Raw genomic sequence first — 17,874 nt, forward strand, 5'->3', positions numbered from 1 at the left:
CATATTTCTTTCATACTCACGGCTTTAAAGGGAGGGATTTCGTGACACATTTGCTAGAGACGAAAAATCTTAGTGTATCTTTTGGTGAACATCAAGTTATTAAAGATGTAAATTTAACTGTCCAAAAAGGAAAGCTCATTTCTATTATCGGGCCAAATGGTGCGGGAAAGACAACGTTATTTAATTTACTAAGTGGACAGATTTCACCCACAACAGGTGAAGTGTATTTTAAAGGGCAAGATATTACAAAACTATCGATTTCAGATCGAACACGCTTAGGAATCGGTCGCTCTTTTCAGCTTACAAACATATTCCCGGAATTAACGGTACTTGAAAATGTCCGTTTAAGTGTTCAATCATTCGTACAAGATTACTATAGTTTTTTCCCGAGTCCAGCAAAATTAAAGCAACAAGTTGGAGAGGCGAGACGTTTCTTAAAAACAGTATTACTTCACGAGAAAGAGAACGTATTAGCGAAAGATTTGGCACATGGAGAGAAAAGAAAGCTAGAACTTGCGATGTTATTAGCTTTAAAAACGGATGTGTTATTACTTGATGAGCCTACGGCAGGTATTTCGGTTGAGGAAGTCCCTGCTATATTACAAGTGATTGAAAATATTAAGAAACATCCAGAGAGTACAATTGTACTTATCGAACACAAAATGGATATGATATTAGGTTTGTCAGATCATCTTATCGTTTTATTTCATGGAGAGTTATTGGCTGAAGGATTGCCAGAAGAAATTATGAAAGATGAGCGTGTACAAAGTGCTTATTTAGGGGGATTATATAGTGGCACTATTACAAGTGAATAGTATAGAAACGTATTTAGATCAGTTTCATATTTTGCAAGGAGTATCTCTTACTGTTGAGAAAGGGACGATTACTGTACTGTTTGGTAGAAACGGGGCAGGGAAAACAACGACATTACGTTCAGTTATGGGGTTTCACCGGATTGCAGATGGTGAAATTTATTATGATAGTGCAAAAGTAAGTGGATTACCTACACATTTAATTTCAAGGAAAGGAATAGGGTATGTACCAGAAAATCAAGGTATTTTTCATGATTTGACAGTAGAAGAAACATTCGCTCTTGCTAGGGGAAAAGGTGAGGAAGTAGAAGGGAAAATAGAGTGGATGCTGGAACTATTTCCGGATTTAAAGCAGTTTTGGAATAAGAAAAGTGGGCTCTTGAGCGGAGGGCAAAAGCAAATGTTGGCTATTTCAAGAGCGTTTATTAATAGTGATGGATTATTACTTATTGATGAGCCGAGCAAAGGGCTATCCCCGATAATGGTGGAGAAATTAATGGTAGCTATTTTGAAGATGAAAGAGAAAACAACAGTTTTACTTGTTGAGCAAAATTTTATGATGGCTAGTCAAATTGGTGATTATTTTTACATTATGGATAACGGACGAATTGTTCATAACGGTTTTATGAATGAATTAAAAAAGGATAAGGAAATGTGTCATAAATATTTAGGAATCTCTTAACATGAATCCGAGGTGAAAAGGATGGATGTGTTAATCAATTTATTTGTAAATGGGATTTCAACAGGGATGCTCATTTTTTTGTTAGCATCAGGTCTTTCACTTATTTTCGGTCTAATGAGCGTTTTAAACTTTGCACACGGTGGTTTATTTGCATGGGGAGCATTTACAGGTGTTTGGTTATTTAATATGACAGGAAGTTATATATTAGCTTTAGTTGGAGCAGTAGCCATGGGAATGTTCCTAGGATTTATTTTAGAAAGGTTTCTTATTAGACCGGTATATGGAAATCATGTTCGACAGCTGCTCGTTACGCTTGGAGGAATGCTCGTTCTTAGTGAGTGTATTAAAATATTTTGGGGGCCAAACCCTATTAGTGCAAAATTACCGTTATGGTTACAAGGAAGTTTTACATTCGGAGGTATTATATTAATTAAATATCGTCTATTTGTTATTTTGATTGGGATAATTATTTACATTGCACTACTACTATTACTCAAAAAGACGAAGATAGGTCTTATGATCCGTGCAGGTGTAATGGATAAAGAAATGGTTCAAGCGCTTGGTATTAATGTAAAAGCGATATTTTCTTTCGTCTTTTTATTAGGAGCAGGGATGGCAGCTTTGGGAGGATTCTTATTAGCGCCGTATTCGGGCGTTATTTTCGCCGAGATGGGCATGCAGTATGCAATTTTAGCTTTTATAGTAGTAATTATCGGTGGATTAGGAAGCGTACAAGGTTCAGCTATTGCTTCTTTAATTGTTGGATTAGCTGGTGCTTTTACAGCGTATTTTATACCAGATTTATCACTTGCAATTAATATGTTAATGTTACTATTTTTCTTAATAGTGAAGCCAACTGGACTTGTTGGTGAAAAGGGGTGAAATGGTGAACAACACATCGGACCGAATTAAAGTATACTTTGGAGTATGTATGCTCATTTGTTTAAGTGTATTTCCGTTCGTAAATGATTCAAGGAGCTTGTTAATTTTGTTCACTCAAATCTTCATCTTTGCTATTTTTGCAATGAGTTTTGATGTATTGCTTGGGTATACAGGAATTGTATCGTTCGGTCATTGTATGTTCTTTGGGATAGGAGCATATGGGGTAGCGCTTTTATTTGATCGACAAGGCGTATCAATAACGAACTTTTTAATTGGAATAGTAGCTGCAATTATCATTTCAGCAATCGTTAGTTATATAATTGGTTTACTTTCTTTACGGCTGAAAAGTCATTTTTATGCAATGTTAACACTTGCTATTTCACAGTTGTTTTTCGTCCTTGCTGAAAAATGGCGTGGGCTCACTCACGGAGGAGATGGTTTTACATTTGGTGTACCAGACGTATTCCGTGATCGTTTTACGTTTTATTATGTAACACTTATATGTTTACTTATCATTTTTGTTCTCTTACGTCTTTTCACCAAATCTTCTATTGGAAAAGTATTAAAAGCAATTTCACAAAATGAGCAACGTGTTGAAGCACTAGGATATAAAGTGCTTCATTATAAAATTATTGCTAGCATTGTTGCAGGAGTAGTAGCTGCGATTAGCGGTGGTTTATTTGTTATTACATTACGTTTTGTTAATACGACTGTATTTTCAATTGAAATGACACTAAATGCACTCTTGATGACAATGATTGGAGGAATCGGAACATTAATTGGAGCTATTGCTGGATCTGGGATTATTGAATCCCTAAAATATTATTTATCAGAACTAGCTACAGAGTATCCGATCTTTGAACGATGGACGATTATTCTTGGTTTATTGTACATTATCGTATTGCTAGTTTTCCCGAAAGGATTAGTTGGTACAGTTAAGGGACTGAAGAATATGAAACGGAATAAGAAGGAGAAAAGTGCAGAAGTGGAGCAAAATGTGTGAAAAATCAATTGTATACAAAATAAAAATCCCTCTTTTATATTCGTTAAAGAGGGATTTTTATTTTGAAAAAAGTTTGTAATCAAAGTCATTTTATTAATCAAATAGTTCATCAGGGATATGCTTTATAAAGGTTTGATTCGTAAAAAAATGAACAGCTAAATTCTCAAGGGGAACATCTTCAATTATTACTAATGTATCATTTTTAATCGGTAAAAAAGCTATTCCTTTTCCATCAGCAATAAACTCTTCCATAAGCGAATAAGAATCCAACTGTTGAAGTTGTCGCTGAGATAGATTGTTTTCTTTTAGAAATTGTATTGTCTTATTCCTAAAAGGGCACTTTTTGTCATTGCTAACGAAGAAAATTTCTTTTGAATAATCAATGGTACATTTTTCTTTCGCTTTTAATAAGCCTACAGAAATTGAGGTTGTGAACACTTTTTTAAACGATGCGTCAGGATAATCCTCATAAGTTATGACCATATCAACTTTTTGTTGCTGCAGTAATTTTTGCAAATGACTACTACTTTCTACATATATTTGATAATTTCTGAAATTTACTTTAATACGCTTACTTAAATAATTTGTCAAAATAGATTGTGACGTCGCTATTATATAAGAAGAACCACTCGTTTTAATTTCATCTTTTACTTCTTCTAATAGAGTTAATATTTTATTCGTGTAATCTAATAAAATGTCACCAGCAGGTAACAAGGAAACGCCTTTGTTATCTCTATGTAGTAAAGGCGTTTCTAATTCTTGTTCTAATTTTTTGATTCGCTCAGTTACGTTCGGTTGAACATATCCTAACTCTTTAGCAGCTTTACTAATAGAACCCTCACTGGCCACAGTTTTGAATATAATAAGATCATTTATTTCCATGTATCTCAGCCCCTTATGCACTATCATTATAAATGATACCAAACATAATTTATACCTATTTTACGTTAGCCGCTTATCGATTTATCATAATGTATATAAGATTGAAAGCGAGTGATAAACATGATTGGAATGCAATATAAGGTCATTCTTCCAAAGGATTATGACATGGAAATTATTAAGAAAAGGGTAAAGGATAATGGCTATAAAACTGATGGTTTCCAAGAACTAAATTTTAAAGCTTATTTAATTACGGAAACGGAGAAAGACGGGAATTTTTATAACTGCTATGCACCTTTATATATTTGGAATGGTCATGAAGGGATGAATAAATTTATCTTTGAAGGGTATTACGATAACATTTTACAATCTTTTGGATGGCAACAAATACATATAGGTGTTCCATTAGTGGTTAATCTAAGTGATGGATTTAAGAAAAGTAGATATGTTGTTGAATATGCAGGAAGTATTTCTCAAAGTAAAACACTGATTGGGACTCAATTAAGCACTATGAATGAAGATGTACAAAACAACGAAAAGTGTTTAGGGAATGTAATTGTTTATAATCCGGATAAATGGGGGTATAGTAGGTTTGAGTTTTATGAAGAGAAGCCTGATATTGTAGTGAATAAAGGTGTTACAGTATATGAGATTTTACACATTTCACGATGAAATTTTGTTGTATATTAAAAATAAGAAAAGGAATGAAAGTCTATGCCTTTTGTGAAGATTTATTATTCTGAAAACATATTAAATGAAGAAGAGCTGGAAAAAATGGGTGAATGTATTCATCTTTCATTAATTGAACATTTTAACATCCCTGAAAATGATTATTTTCAAATGTTCTTACCTTACCAACAAAACAAATTTTTATATAATCCATATTATTTGTTGGAAAGAGGAGAAAAGAGAACAGAGAATATGATTTATGTTTCTATTACATGTGGACCGGGAAGAACGGTGCAACAGAAAAAAGATTTGTATCAATCGGTATCCTTAAAAATTACGGAATATTCCAACGTTAAAACTTCGGATATTTTTATTACACTAAATGAGACAGCTGCTGAAAACTGGTCATTTGGTCAAGGAATAGCACAAATGGTGAAAATAAAGGGAGAAAAAAATGAAAAATGAACTTATTGAAGTACATATTAAAAAGAAAATGAGAGAAATGTCACCTGCATTTGCTCATTATAGTGAAAAGATATTATTTGAGGAAGTGTGGCGGGATGCCACTTTAACATTAAGAGAAAGAAGTTTGTGTACTGTGTCAGCACTAATCAGTCTCGGCAATACAGAACAATTACAATTTCATCTGAAGCTAGCTAAACAAAATGGGGTTATGGAGAATGAATTGGTTGCATTAATAACACATATGGCTTTTTACGTTGGTTGGCCAAAAGCTATGGCAGCTTTAAATATAGTAATGAATGAAAGGAAAAGTTAAGAATAATGATAAGTAAGAATTCATGTTTATATGAATTCTTACTTATCATTATTTATGCAATACTCTATCGATATATTTATTACATTTTTTCTTGCTTTTTTATCACTTGCGTAGTAAAGTGATAGTAAGATGAACGCTAGGAAGTGACAAAAAATGCGTGATAATACGATAGGATCATTAATATGGTTACGTTTAATACGATTTACGAACCAAAGTAATCAAATGTCAAATGAGTTTTTAAAACGTTTTGATTTAACGACAGCTCAATTTGATGTGCTTTTGCAAATACGTACGTATCAACCACTAACACAAATGGAGTTAGCTGAAAAGGTAACTGTTACACAAGGTGGCATTTCTCGAATGTTAACTCGTCTTGAAAAAGAAGGATATATTGTACGAAAACAAGATTGGAAAACGAAAACAATTAGTCTTACAGAGCAAGGGGAATCGGCCTTAGAGAAAGCATTGCCAGAGCAACTTGCATTTCAATCTTCGTTTTTTGATGATGTATTAAATGAAGAAGAGCAGAAAATATTATATGAGCTGATGACGAAAGTTCATAAGCATAGCGAAAAAAAAGAATTACCGCAAGAGTAATTTTTTTTACACCATCAATTGACTAATCAAGTGATGAGATAGGTAATACAGAGATATACTTGACTTACCAACGTTTTTAGAAGAAAAACTAATACTACATTATTAAAGGGGAGAGCAACAATGGAAAAATACCGTATCGATACAAAAAAAGGAATTGAGTTTGGGTTATATTCAATTGGCGATCATGTTTTAAATCCACATAATGGGGAGAAAATTACGCCAGAAAAAAGAATTCACGAACTAATTGAAACAGCTAAGTTAGCAGATGAGGCAGGGCTTGATGTGTTTGCTGTAGGTGAAAGTCATCAAACGCATTTTACAACGCAAGCTCATACAGTTATTTTAGGTGCGGTCGCGCAAGCTACGAAAAATATAAAAATTGCAAGTTCAGCAACGATATTAAGTACATCTGACCCAGTTCGAGTATATGAGGATTTCGCTACAATTGACTTGATTTCTAATGGACGTGCAGAAATTGTGGCTGGTCGTGGATCTCGTATTGGAGGATATAGTTTACTTGGTTATGACGTGAATGATTATGAAGAATTATTCGAAGAGAAGATGGATCTTTTATTAAAAATTAATAACGAGGAACATGTCACATGGAATGGACAGTTCAGAGCACCGCTCGCACATGCATCGGTTATTCCGAGAGCGAAAAATAATAACTTACCAATTTGGCGTGCGGTTGGAGGTCCACCAGCTAGTGCAATTAAAGCAGGACGCGCGGGTGTACCAATGATGATAACAACACTTGGTGGTCCAGCAATTAACTTTAAAGTGTCAGTAGATGCTTACCGCGAGGCGGCTGTACAAAGTGGATTTGATTCAGCTAGTTTACCAGTTGCGACAACGAGTTTATTTTATACGACAAAAAATTCACAAGATGCACTTAGTGAATATTACCCTCACATTAATGCTGGTATGCTTACACTGCGCGGTGGTGGGTATCCGAAACAGCAATTTACAAATGCAATAGATTACCGTGATGCTTTAATGGTTGGTAGCCCACAACAAATCATTGAGAAAATGCTGTACCAATATGAATTATTTGGCCAACAACGCTTTATGGCACAAATTGATTTTGGCGGTGTACCATTTGATAAAATTGAGAAAAATATTGAATTAATTGCTACTGAAATTTTACCAGCCGTTAGAAAACATACAGCAAAATAAATAAAAAAACTGAGAGTCTAATCGACTTTCAGTTTTTTTTATTTGTTCTGGAAAAATGACAAAAAAATGAACTTTTAGTCGAGGAAGAGGGAAGTTATTTTCTATTTTTGAATAACATTATTTCGAGTTTGAATTTTAAAAATACATTTTTCTCTTGACAAAAAACAAGCGTTTATCGAGGGTAGTTTCGAGGACATTTTTTCGGGTGAAAGTCAAGTGTATGAAGAGAAAAACGATTGTTTTATAGATATAAAAGTAAGAAGTATATTGAAAAAACACATTTTGCTAATGAGAAAAATCTGATTCAAAAAAATGACAAAAGACATATTTCAGACAAAATGATGTCAATAATACGTCAAAAATAACCTGAATTTACTATGCAGGTATATTATACAATTCGATTAACGAATAAAACACTACAGAAATAGTGAAAAGGTAAAAAATAGCATTACAATAGTTTGAAAAACTGAAACTTCATATTTTTCGACAATACATACAAAATGTTTTTGTCTTTTCGTATTTCTTAATAATTGAGTTTGATAAGATTGCTCAATTAACTTTTATTATAAAAACTATGAAGGAAGTGATTTTAGTATGGAAACGCTCGAATTGGCACGAATACAGTTCGCATCAACAACGATTTTCCATTACTTTTTTGTTCCGCTGTCAATTGGTTTAGCTTTTATTATTGCGATCATGCAAACGTTGTATGTGGTAAAAGGGCAAGAAGTATATAAGAAGATGGCAAAGTTTTGGACGCAATTATTCCTTATTAACTTTGCAGTAGGTGTAGTAACAGGTATTTTACAAGAATTCCAGTTTGGTATGAACTGGTCAACGTATTCACGTTTTGTAGGTGATGTATTTGGTCCATCACTTGCGATTGAAGGATTACTGGCATTTTTCATTGAGTCTACATTCCTGGGTTTATGGGTATTCGGTGAGGATAAATTACCGAAGCGAATTCACTTAATGTGTATTTGGCTCCTTTCAATTGGAACGATGTTATCAGCATTCTGGATTTTAACTGCAAGTGCATTTATGCAGTCACCTGTCGGGTATGAAATGGCAGCTGATGGTCGTGCGCAAATGAATGATTTCTTAGCCATTATTCAAAACCCACAACTATGGGTACAATTCCCGCATACAATTACAGCGGCAATTGCAACAGGTGCATTCTTTATTGCTGGTGTAAGTGCATGGAAAATTACAAAAGGACAAGAAACTGTAGTATTTAAAAAATCTTTCCGAATTTCTATCATTGTTGGAACAATTACAACGGCGCTTGTATTATTCTTCGGTCATGCACAAGCGCAACAATTAATTAAGACACATCCAATGAAGATGGCGGCAGCTGAAGCACTATGGAATACAAGTGAGGATCCAGCACCATTTACAGTATTTTCGAAAATTGATACAGAGAAGAAAGAAAATTCGTTTGAAATTCAAATCCCTTATATGCTAAGTCTATTATCGTATGATAAGTTTAGCGGTCAAGTTGAAGGGATGAATCAAATTCAAAAACAATATGAGGAAAAATATGGACCTGGAGATTATATTCCTCCAGTGCATACAATGTTTTGGAGTTTTAGAGCGATGGTAATGAGTGGAACATTCATGCTTCTTCTAGGAGCTTACGGATGGTTCTTATCAAGAAAAGATCGTTTAGCGGAAAAAACGTGGTATTTAAAATTAATGGTGTATGCAATTTCTCTTCCATTCATCGGTAATACAGTAGGGTGGATTATGACTGAAATGGGTCGTCAACCTTGGGTTGTATTTGGTGTAATGAAAACAGAAGATGCTGTATCACCAAATGTAACATTCGGTGAAGTATTATTCTCACTTATTTCATTCACATCAATGTATTTAATTATGGGTGGAATTTGTGTGTACTTATTTGTTCGTACCATTAAGGGCCACAAGAATAAGGAAACGAAAAAGGATTATCAAAGCCATGATCCATTTGATAAGGAGGAAGAGTATGTTATCTCTTAATGAGTTATGGTTTTTAGTTATTGCAATCTTGTTTGTTGGATTCTTCGTACTGGAAGGTTTCGACTTTGGGGTAGGAATGGTTTCGAGGTTTTTAGGAAAGAATGATTTTGAAAAACGAGTTTACTTAAATACAATAGGACCGTTCTGGCACGCGAATGAAGTATGGCTTGTTTGTGCTGGTGGAGCCATGTTTGCGGCATTTCCGCACTGGTATGCAACTTTATTTAGTGGTTTTTATATTCCATTTGTATTTATGCTTCTTGCTTTAATTTTAAGAGGTGTTTCCTTTAAATTTCGTGCGAAAATAGATAATCATAAATGGAAGAGTGCATGGGATTGGGGGATGTTTATTGGAAGTATGTTACCTCCTATCCTTTGGGGAGTTGCGATTGCAAACTTTATGGTAGGTGTACCTATTGATGAGAGTAAAAATGTTGTAGGTGGATTCTTGCAATTACTTCATCCATTTGCGTTACTTGGAGGAGTAATGTTTCTCCTACTATGTATTGTTCACGGATTACAATTTCTTACGATACGTACAACTGGTAAATTGAGAGAACGTGCACGAATTGCTGCAATAAAAATTGCACCATTTTCATTAATTACACTTCTTGTTTTTGCTGGTGTGGGGTTATGGAAAACCGACATTTTCACTGCTCATGGAACAGAATGGATTATGGTACCAATCGGAGCTTTTGTAGCACTATTAGTGTCCACTTTATTAAATAAAAGAAGAAGAGATGGTTGGGCTTTCTTTATGACGAGTTTAACAATCATTTTACTAAGTGCGAGTGTATTTATCGGTATGTTCCCACGTGTTATGATTAGCTCTTTAGGAGCAATGAATGATTTGACAATTTACAACGCAGCATCAGGAGCTTATGCATTAAAACTTATGACTTACTTTGCGATTGCTATTTTGCCTTTCGTTATCGGAAGTCAAATATGGAGTTATTATGTATTTAGACAACCTGTTAAGTCAGACAACGATTTGGAGTACTAATGAAAAGAAAAAGAGGACTTCCGTCTTATCCCGGTAGCCGTATTTTATATGTAGCGTTAACGATTATTAGTATTTTAGAAGCTTTTAGTATTATTGCGCAAACAATCTTTTTAGCACGAGCTATTACGTTTTTATTTCATGGAGAGACAGTACAAACAATATTAAGTGAAATTGTTTATTTTGGTATCGCGTTTGCAGCGCGTCACATAGTAGTTCGAACATCACAAATATTAGTGGAACGTTTTGCTGAAAAAACAGGGTCGTTACTAAGAAAACAACTAGTAGAGGCATATTTCACATTAGGTCCAAGGTATGTTCAAACTGTTGGGACTGGTCATCTGGTTACCTTATCAATTGAAGGGATTGAGAAATTTAAAACATATATTGAATTAACGATTCCTAAAATGATTAGAAGTAGCATCGTTCCAGGTCTAATTGTACTATATGTTTTTACACTAGATATTGAGTCTGGAATCATTTTAGTTGTAACGATTCCTATCGTGATCATATTTATGATTCTTCTCGGATTAGCAGCGCAAAAAATGGCAGATAGTCAGTACGAGATATATCGTGTACTTTCGAACCATTTTGTAGATACGTTAAAAGGTTTAGAAACATTAAAGTATTTAGGGAAAAGTGAACAGCACGAAGGAAAGATTGAAAAAGTAAGTAAAAGGTATAGAAAAGCAACGATGCGTACTTTGCGAGTTGCTTTTCTTTCTTCTTTTGCATTAGATTTCTTTACGAGTTTATCAATTGCGTTTGTGGCAGTTGGATTAGGGATACGTTTAATAGATGGAACGATTATACTATTACCAGCCCTTACAATTTTGATTTTAGCTCCGGAATATTTTCTGCCGATTAAACAAGTGGGAGCAAATTATCATGCGACATTAGATGGACAAATTGCGATGGAGCAAATAGAAGAGATTTTGCAACAACAAAAAGGAATACAAAAGAAAGATTTAAATGAAGATATAGTATGGAATGCCTCTAGTAGCTTGAAATTACAAGACATCAAAGTTAATAATACTGAATCTGAAAAGGCTATATTAGAAGGAATTAATTTTACTTGGGAAGGTAACGGTGCTATTGGTGTTATTGGTGAAAGTGGTGCAGGCAAATCGACGTTAATCGACGTATTAGCAGGTTTTTTATCTCCTTCGAGTGGAAAGATGTTAGTAAATGGTGTAGAAGTTGATGGATCTACTCGTGAAGATTGGCAAAAAAATATCGCTTATATTCCCCAGCAACCTTATATTTTTCCGCTTTCATTAAAGGATAACATTCGTTTTTATGAAACAAATGCAACAGATGAAGAAGTTGAAAGAGTTATTAATGAAGTCGGCCTTCGTTCACTCGTTACATCACTTCCAAATGGGATGCACGAAAGAATTGGAGAAGGTGGACGTATGCTAAGTGGCGGACAAGAACAGCGTGTTGCTATGGCGCGTGCGCTTTTAAGTAAAAAACCAATCATTTTATTAGATGAGCCTACGGCACATCTTGATATTGAAACCGAATTTGAAATAAAGCAAGCGATGTTACGTCTATTTAATGGAAAGTTAGTATTTTTAGCAACCCACCGTCTACATTGGATGAAACAAATGGACTATATTCTTATTTTAAATAAAGGGGAAATGAAAGAAAGTGGGACGTATGAAGAACTTTTAGAGAATGAGACATTACATTTTCATAGGGAAGAGAGGGGAGAGAAATGAGTAACTGGGTTAAACCTTATATAAAACAAAATAAAGGTAGAATGACTTTAACTATTTTCCTTGGTCTTCTTGGAGTTAGTTCAGGAGCGATGTTACTTTTTATTTCAGGTTATTTGATCTCAAAATCTGCCCTTAGACCAGAAAATGTAATGGCTGTATATGTTCCTATTGTTGCAACAAGAGCGTTTAGTATAGGGCAAGCTGTATTTCATTATATAGAGCGCTTAGTCGGACATGATGTCGTACTACGTATATTAGAAAAAATGAGAACGAGGCTATATAGAATAGTAGAACCACAGGCGTTATTTTTCCGTTCTCGATTTCAAACGGGTGATATGTTAGGAGTGTTATCCGAAGATATAGAGCATTTGCAAAACCTATATTTACGTACAATATTTCCTAGCATATTAGCGCTAGTTGTTTATAGTATCTTCGTACTTGTTATCGGTGCATTTGATTTTGTTTTTGCACTTATTGTAGGTTGTATGTTAGCTATTATCGTTTTTCTTCTTCCGTTTGTATCATTACTTTTGATGAAGAAACATCATGTTACTTTAAAGCAAGGAAGAAACCGTTTGTATCAACAACTGACAGATGCTGTTTTTGGATTATCTGATTGGCAAGCAAGTGGTCGTAAAGATGAATTTATTAATGAGTATGTAAAACAAAATGATCAGTTGTTAAAAATCGAAAAGAGAGTGAAACGCTGGTATCATATTCGGGACAGTATCATTCAATTAGTAGTAGGTATTGTAGTTATTTCGATGATCATATGGACTGGGAATGAAGCGGCAAGTGAACAAATTTCTCCTACAGTTATCGCAGCTTTCGTATTAATGACTTTATCTGTAATGAACGCGCTTATTCCTATTGCAGATGCCATCGATCGAATACCGTCGTATGTAGAATCTACCCATCGTCTTAATGGCGTAGAAAGTGATAGTGTTTTACATGATGAAACGGATTTGCATGGAGAGAAAGATTATATTGAACCAAAACATGTAGATATTGAACTGAATCACGTATCGTATAGTTATCCAGATAGTAATGAGATTGTATTAAAAGATGTATCATTACAAATAAAAGCAGGGAAGAAAATTGCTATTTTAGGGAGAAGTGGGACAGGGAAATCTACTTTACTAAAATTGTTAACAGGGGCGTTAAGCCCAGTAAATGGCCAAGTTGTACTAAATGGTGAACGAGCTAATACGAATCTTTTATCTAAATATATTTCTGTATTAAATCAAAAGCCGCATTTGTTTGATACGACAATTGGAAATAATGTACGAATTGGCAAACCAGAGGCGACGGATGAAGAGATATGGAAAGCTTTAGAGAAAGCACAATTAGCTTCACATGTTACTTCTCTTCCAGACGGATTACAAACAAAAATGCATGAAATGGGAAAGCGGTTTTCTGGTGGGGAAAGACAAAGGGTTGCTTTTGCTAGAACTCTTATGCAAGAAACACCAATTATTGTACTTGATGAACCGACTATCGGTTTAGATCCAAAAACAGAATTGTCTTTAATTGAAACAATGTTTTCTGCAACGGAAGAAAAGACGGTTATTTGGATTACGCACCATCTTGTAGGAATAGAACATGTAGACGAAGTTATATTCCTTGATCGTGGCCAGATTGTCATGCAAGGTAGTCATAAACAACTTCTGAAAGAAAATGAAAAGTATCGTAAACTTTATGAGTTAGATAAAGGAATATAATTTGAATAAGCAATAATTGTAAAAATAGCTACGCCTAATGGTGGAGCTATTTTTTTGTTAGATTGCAGGTGTATATGATTGTTGCGAATTAAAAATGAATTTCATATTATACATATAATGGAGGGGATGTACATGAAGGAGCAATATAAAATCATTGTTTTAAGTGATGAATTATCAGGGGATAGGATTCGAAATACGTTAGACAAAAATAAATGTAAAACAATAGTTCATGTTGTGGACGTTTCAGATGTTGTTCGTATAGAAAGTTCTTTTCAATATATAGTCATTTGGAGAGGGGACGCAGAAAAACTTACAAATGACTTGATAAATAGGGGCGTGCAAAGTTCAAAAATTATTAATTTAACAAAATACATGTATGAATGGAAGGATAAATTAATTTCTATCTATCAAATAAATCCGGATCTTATGTCTTTATACATTTCTATGAAAAAAGCAAAGAGTGATCCGACGTATGAATTGTTTGCTACCGGTTTGTCTTATCCGCATTGTGGCATAAGTACGGAGCTTCTCTCAAAAAAGTCAATAAAATTAACACTTCCATCGCAAGATCTATACTATGATTATTTAATAGCGTCACAACTTTTATCAAACAATCATTCATTTCAATATTGTTTAATAGGAATAGCCTATTTCTCGTTTTACTTTGATATGTCGTTATCCTCCGAATCATATAGAATTCACAAAGTATATTATCCATTGTTTCAAGATGGTCATCATACTGTAGTTCACTCTCCTCTACCCACTGATGGATTCTCCCATCTAAATACTCCGAAACCACTTCTTTCTATTTTTAATTTGCATTTTGAATATATTTTATTAGACGAACTAAAAGATGAATCATTGATACTGCCTTGGATAAATGCTGAGTGGAATACCACTCCTCTTCACATTCCTTTTGAAGAACACGGGAAAATAAGAGCAGCTTCACATGCTAAATTGTCGTACCCTCATACTTTAGTTGAAAATAAAATGATTTTTAAAAAATATTTAGATTTACTGTTAAAAAACGATATAAAACCACTAATTGTTGTGTTCCCTGTTACTTCACATTATTTCAATTGTAGTAGTAAAAAATTAAAAGAAGATTTTTATAAAGTTATAAATGATTTTCAAACTCAATATTCTTTTCAAATCATAGATCTATTTGATTCGCCATTATTTTGTGACGATGATTTTTATGATAGTGATCATATGAATAAAAAAGGTGCAAATAAAATGTCCGCATTATTAAATATGTTTATTCAGGAACGAAAAGTATGATAATTTGTTTCATGTTTGCATAAAAGTATATAGGCTCCATACAGTTAAAGTAATGTGATTTTTGTGTCGCGTATATAAATAATATGCGAAGAGGTGAGAGAGTTAAAATGAGAACTCGTATTGAAAGAACTGAAGAGGTGGTAGAGCAACTTCCGTTGGTAAGTGTATTAATTCCTACGTATAATCGTCCTCGTTACTTTGAAAAGGCGCTATGTAGTGTGTTAGAACAAACGTACCCTAATATAGAAATTATAGTTGGAGATGACAGCACGAATGATGAAACAGAAAAAGTGTTACAAAAATACTTATGTGATCATTCAAATATTATTTATATAAAAAATAGATCAACTCTCGGACAATTTGAAAATGCGCTAATGTTATTTAATGAAGCGAACGGTGAATATATAAATTTTTTAATGGATGATGATGTATTTCATGTGAATAAAATTGAAAAAATGATGAAGTATTTTTTCGATGATTTAGATAATGAAATTAAGCTTGTAACATCTCATCGTCAAGTCATTGATGATAAAGGGAAAGAGCTACGACATATTTATTCGACTGTCCGTTTATTTGAAGAGGATACCATTATAGCGGGAACAGAATTAGGAAATAAGGTAATTGTGGATCAAAAAAATTATATTGGAGAACCGACAACAGTTTTATTTCGTAAAAATGATTTACAAGAACCGTTTGGGATTTTTGATAAGAGGCGGTATTTATGTAACGTAGATATAGCTTCATGGTTATCTTTATTAAGTAAAGGAAAAGCTGTATATATAGCAGAGACACTTAGTTACTTTCGATTACATCCAGATCAACAGTTAAATGAATCTAATAAAATGATGGATGGATTAGAAGATTTTTCACACAGTATTATAGCAGGAGAACAATATGGTTTCTTATCCACTGAAAAAGAGTTAGACAAAGCGATAACTAATTTTCTAGATTATGCAAGAAGGATAGTTCCATCATCAATATTATATACATTAGACTATTACCAAAAAATTAGAGCGAAGAAAATAAACATAGAAAAGAAAAAACAACATATAAATAATAATTCTTCTTTACCGAAAGTAAGTATACTTATTCCTGCATACAATAGACCTTATTACTTAGAATTAGCACTCAACAGCGCTTTGAATCAAACATATGAAAATATTGAAATTATTATTTCTGACGACAGTACAAATAATGAAGTCAATGCTATGATTCAACCGTACTTACGTGAATATGAGTGTATTACATATGTAAAAAATGAAACGCCGTTAGTTGCCGAAAACTTTAATAAGTGTGTAGAACTTGCGAATGGGGACTATATAAACTTTTTATTAGATGATGATTTATTTCATCATGAAAAGATCGAGAGAATGATGCAATACTTTTTGGCGTTAGAAAATATTTCATTTGTGACGTCATATCGTGAACTGATTGATGAGAATGGAGAGATATTACCACCTTCAACATTAAATATGAAAATCGCGAAAGAAACTACACTTTTTGAAGGAAAAGAATTAGGGAATTATATGTTAAAAAACTTGAAAAATGTAGTTGGTGAGCCGACAACTGTTTTGTTTAATCGGAATTTGTTTGACGGGAAGTTTGGATATTTTAAAGGAAAGGCTTATTCTGCTATTAATGACATTGCAACTTGGCTAGATATGATGAGGAAAGGAAAAGTAGTTTATATACAAGAACCTCTTAGTTATTTTAGACAACATAGTGGACAAAATCAAAAACAAATGCATTTTATTTTAATGACAATTGAAGAGTGGATTGAATTAATTATAGATGCATATAATAGTGGATTTTTAAGCTCCGAAAGTGAGTATAAAGAGAGTTTATCTTATTGTTTAGAAAATGCGGGATTTATAGTTAAGGATGCAGTAAGAAATGGCGAACTAGATCAAATTTATAATGAAAAGATAAAAAAAGGGTTAAACAAGTTAGTTGCTCATATGTTCGAGAAAGAATGTTGTTATTGTCAATATTGCAATCAACAATTTGAAAAATTTTCACCTTGGCCAGCACATTATGATTTTCCGAAATATAAATTTGAGATGTGGAATAAAGATACAGGGATATGTCCAGTTTGTAATTCGATGGATCGTGAAAGATTGTATCGTGCGTACATTGAAACGGAAACGGACTTGTTAAATAGAAACTATACTATGCTTCATATTGCACCTGAAGCGAAGTTAAGAGATTGGTTTAACGAGTATAAAAATATTACGTATGTATGTGGTGACTTAGAACCAAAGGATCCATTAATGAAGGAAATTGATGTTACAAGGATTACATATGATAGTAATACTTTTGATGTAATATTATGTAGTCATGTGTTAGAACACGTTCCTGATGATGACAAAGCAATGCGAGAGTTATATAGAGTGTTAAAGCCAAATGGATGGGGAATTATTCAAGTACCAATCGTAATGAATGTAGATTTTATTGTAGAGAATGAATTAATTGTAACACCACAATTGAGGAAATTAGCTTTTGGTCAAGAAGATCATGTGAGAATTTATAATCAATCGGGATTTATTCAACGATTAATGAATGCAGGATTTAAGGTGGAATTATATAACATAGCGGAAAAACAAGGAATGAAAAGTGCTAGGAAATTTGGATTATCTGAAACAGATATGCTCTATATTGTCCGAAAATGATAG

Annotated in this window: 16 protein-coding genes; 15 read left to right on the forward strand and 1 reads right to left on the reverse strand. The window is 33.5% G+C overall.

All coding sequences use genetic code 11. The annotated features are described in order from the left end of the window. The first annotated feature begins 41 nt into the window (after positions 1 to 41). The 4 genes from NST86_RS09445 to NST86_RS09460 are packed head-to-tail and all read left to right on the forward strand — an operon-like array spanning position 42 to position 3,379. Positions 42 to 815, forward strand: coding sequence for an ABC transporter ATP-binding protein (locus NST86_RS09445; protein WP_061664145.1), 774 nt, complete (start codon positions 42 to 44; stop codon positions 813 to 815). After that, on the forward strand, positions 793 to 1,494 hold the full coding sequence (locus tag NST86_RS09450; RefSeq protein WP_001196718.1) for an ABC transporter ATP-binding protein: 702 nt from the start codon (positions 793 to 795) through the stop codon (positions 1,492 to 1,494). Before NST86_RS09445 ends, NST86_RS09450 begins: the two co-directional genes overlap by 23 nt. Positions 1,495 to 1,515: 21 nt before the next feature. After that, positions 1,516 to 2,376, forward strand: a complete 861-nt coding sequence (locus tag NST86_RS09455) for a branched-chain amino acid ABC transporter permease (RefSeq protein ID WP_000382787.1) — start codon at positions 1,516 to 1,518, stop codon at positions 2,374 to 2,376. A 49-nt stretch (positions 2,377 to 2,425) separates the two neighbouring features. Next, positions 2,426 to 3,379 (forward strand): branched-chain amino acid ABC transporter permease, encoded by a 954-nt coding sequence (locus NST86_RS09460; protein ID WP_016117608.1) that lies wholly within the window; start codon positions 2,426 to 2,428, stop codon positions 3,377 to 3,379. Positions 3,380 to 3,472: 93 nt separating this feature from the next. Here NST86_RS09460 and NST86_RS09465 read toward each other — a convergent pair whose 3' ends face one another. Then, positions 3,473 to 4,261, reverse strand: coding sequence for a LysR family transcriptional regulator (locus NST86_RS09465; protein ID WP_000404994.1), 789 nt, complete (start codon positions 4,259 to 4,261; stop codon positions 3,473 to 3,475). A 120-nt stretch (positions 4,262 to 4,381) separates the two neighbouring features. On the opposite strand from NST86_RS09465, the gene NST86_RS09470 reads away from it, so the two are divergent. From NST86_RS09470 to NST86_RS09520, 11 genes are all read left to right on the forward strand, one after another. Continuing rightward, positions 4,382 to 4,930, forward strand: a complete 549-nt coding sequence (locus NST86_RS09470) for a DUF4865 family protein (RefSeq protein WP_000579908.1) — start codon at positions 4,382 to 4,384, stop codon at positions 4,928 to 4,930. 42 nt (positions 4,931 to 4,972) lie between these two features. Next, complete coding sequence (locus NST86_RS09475; RefSeq protein ID WP_016117609.1) at positions 4,973 to 5,392, forward strand: tautomerase family protein; 420 nt, start codon at positions 4,973 to 4,975, stop codon at positions 5,390 to 5,392. Continuing rightward, positions 5,382 to 5,705: a carboxymuconolactone decarboxylase family protein gene (locus NST86_RS09480; RefSeq protein ID WP_016117610.1), complete on the forward strand. Its 324-nt coding sequence runs from the start codon at positions 5,382 to 5,384 to the stop codon at positions 5,703 to 5,705. Before NST86_RS09475 ends, NST86_RS09480 begins: the two co-directional genes overlap by 11 nt. A 153-nt stretch (positions 5,706 to 5,858) precedes the next feature. Continuing rightward, on the forward strand, positions 5,859 to 6,302 hold the full coding sequence (locus NST86_RS09485; RefSeq protein WP_001205528.1) for a MarR family winged helix-turn-helix transcriptional regulator: 444 nt from the start codon (positions 5,859 to 5,861) through the stop codon (positions 6,300 to 6,302). Positions 6,303 to 6,422: 120 nt separating this feature from the next. Next, complete coding sequence (locus NST86_RS09490; RefSeq protein WP_016117611.1) at positions 6,423 to 7,478, forward strand: LLM class flavin-dependent oxidoreductase; 1,056 nt, start codon at positions 6,423 to 6,425, stop codon at positions 7,476 to 7,478. 594 nt (positions 7,479 to 8,072) lie between these two features. Then, complete coding sequence (cydA, locus tag NST86_RS09495; protein ID WP_086424364.1) at positions 8,073 to 9,476, forward strand: cytochrome ubiquinol oxidase subunit I; 1,404 nt, start codon at positions 8,073 to 8,075, stop codon at positions 9,474 to 9,476. Beyond that, entirely contained in the window at positions 9,463 to 10,479 is a 1,017-nt protein-coding gene (cydB, locus tag NST86_RS09500) for a cytochrome d ubiquinol oxidase subunit II (protein WP_000950083.1), read from the forward strand. Before cydA ends, cydB begins: the two co-directional genes overlap by 14 nt. Beyond that, positions 10,479 to 12,200: a thiol reductant ABC exporter subunit CydD gene (gene cydD / locus NST86_RS09505; protein WP_086424362.1), complete on the forward strand. Its 1,722-nt coding sequence runs from the start codon at positions 10,479 to 10,481 to the stop codon at positions 12,198 to 12,200. The genes cydB and cydD overlap by 1 nt, the downstream gene beginning before the upstream one ends. Next, the gene (gene cydC, locus NST86_RS09510; protein ID WP_227593132.1) at positions 12,197 to 13,921 is read left to right on the forward strand and encodes a thiol reductant ABC exporter subunit CydC; all 1,725 of its coding nucleotides are present in this window, start codon (positions 12,197 to 12,199) and stop codon (positions 13,919 to 13,921) included. Before cydD ends, cydC begins: the two co-directional genes overlap by 4 nt. A 132-nt stretch (positions 13,922 to 14,053) precedes the next feature. Then, the gene (locus tag NST86_RS09515; RefSeq protein ID WP_000664248.1) at positions 14,054 to 15,202 is read left to right on the forward strand and encodes a hypothetical protein; all 1,149 of its coding nucleotides are present in this window, start codon (positions 14,054 to 14,056) and stop codon (positions 15,200 to 15,202) included. A 107-nt stretch (positions 15,203 to 15,309) separates the two neighbouring features. Beyond that, the gene (locus NST86_RS09520) at positions 15,310 to 17,871 is read left to right on the forward strand and encodes a glycosyltransferase (RefSeq protein ID WP_016117613.1); all 2,562 of its coding nucleotides are present in this window, start codon (positions 15,310 to 15,312) and stop codon (positions 17,869 to 17,871) included. The last annotated feature ends 3 nt before the right edge of the window (positions 17,872 to 17,874 follow it).

The sequence above is a fragment of the Bacillus sp. FSL L8-0199 genome, assembly GCF_038005705.1.
Classification (GTDB): Bacteria; Bacillota; Bacilli; order Bacillales; family Bacillaceae_G; genus Bacillus_A; species Bacillus_A cereus.

Bases quoted from the DNA above. Each gene is read 5' to 3' on its own strand.
- NST86_RS09455 (WP_000382787.1), top strand. From the start codon at position 1,516: ATGGATGTGTTAATCAATTTATTTGTAAATGGGATTTCAACAGGGATG.
- NST86_RS09460 (WP_016117608.1), top strand. From the start codon at position 2,426: ATGCTCATTTGTTTAAGTGTATTTCCGTTCGTAAATGATTCAAGGAGC.
- NST86_RS09465 (WP_000404994.1), bottom strand. From the start codon at position 4,261: ATGGAAATAAATGATCTTATTATATTCAAAACTGTGGCCAGTGAGGGT.
- NST86_RS09470 (WP_000579908.1), top strand. From the start codon at position 4,382: ATGATTGGAATGCAATATAAGGTCATTCTTCCAAAGGATTATGACATG.
- NST86_RS09475 (WP_016117609.1), top strand. From the start codon at position 4,973: ATGCCTTTTGTGAAGATTTATTATTCTGAAAACATATTAAATGAAGAA.
- NST86_RS09480 (WP_016117610.1), top strand. From the start codon at position 5,382: ATGAAAAATGAACTTATTGAAGTACATATTAAAAAGAAAATGAGAGAA.
- NST86_RS09485 (WP_001205528.1), top strand. From the start codon at position 5,859: ATGCGTGATAATACGATAGGATCATTAATATGGTTACGTTTAATACGA.
- NST86_RS09490 (WP_016117611.1), top strand. From the start codon at position 6,423: ATGGAAAAATACCGTATCGATACAAAAAAAGGAATTGAGTTTGGGTTA.
- cydA (WP_086424364.1), top strand. From the start codon at position 8,073: ATGGAAACGCTCGAATTGGCACGAATACAGTTCGCATCAACAACGATT.
- cydB (WP_000950083.1), top strand. From the start codon at position 9,463: ATGTTATCTCTTAATGAGTTATGGTTTTTAGTTATTGCAATCTTGTTT.
- cydD (WP_086424362.1), top strand. From the start codon at position 10,479: ATGAAAAGAAAAAGAGGACTTCCGTCTTATCCCGGTAGCCGTATTTTA.
- cydC (WP_227593132.1), top strand. From the start codon at position 12,197: ATGAGTAACTGGGTTAAACCTTATATAAAACAAAATAAAGGTAGAATG.
- NST86_RS09515 (WP_000664248.1), top strand. From the start codon at position 14,054: ATGAAGGAGCAATATAAAATCATTGTTTTAAGTGATGAATTATCAGGG.
- NST86_RS09520 (WP_016117613.1), top strand. From the start codon at position 15,310: ATGAGAACTCGTATTGAAAGAACTGAAGAGGTGGTAGAGCAACTTCCG.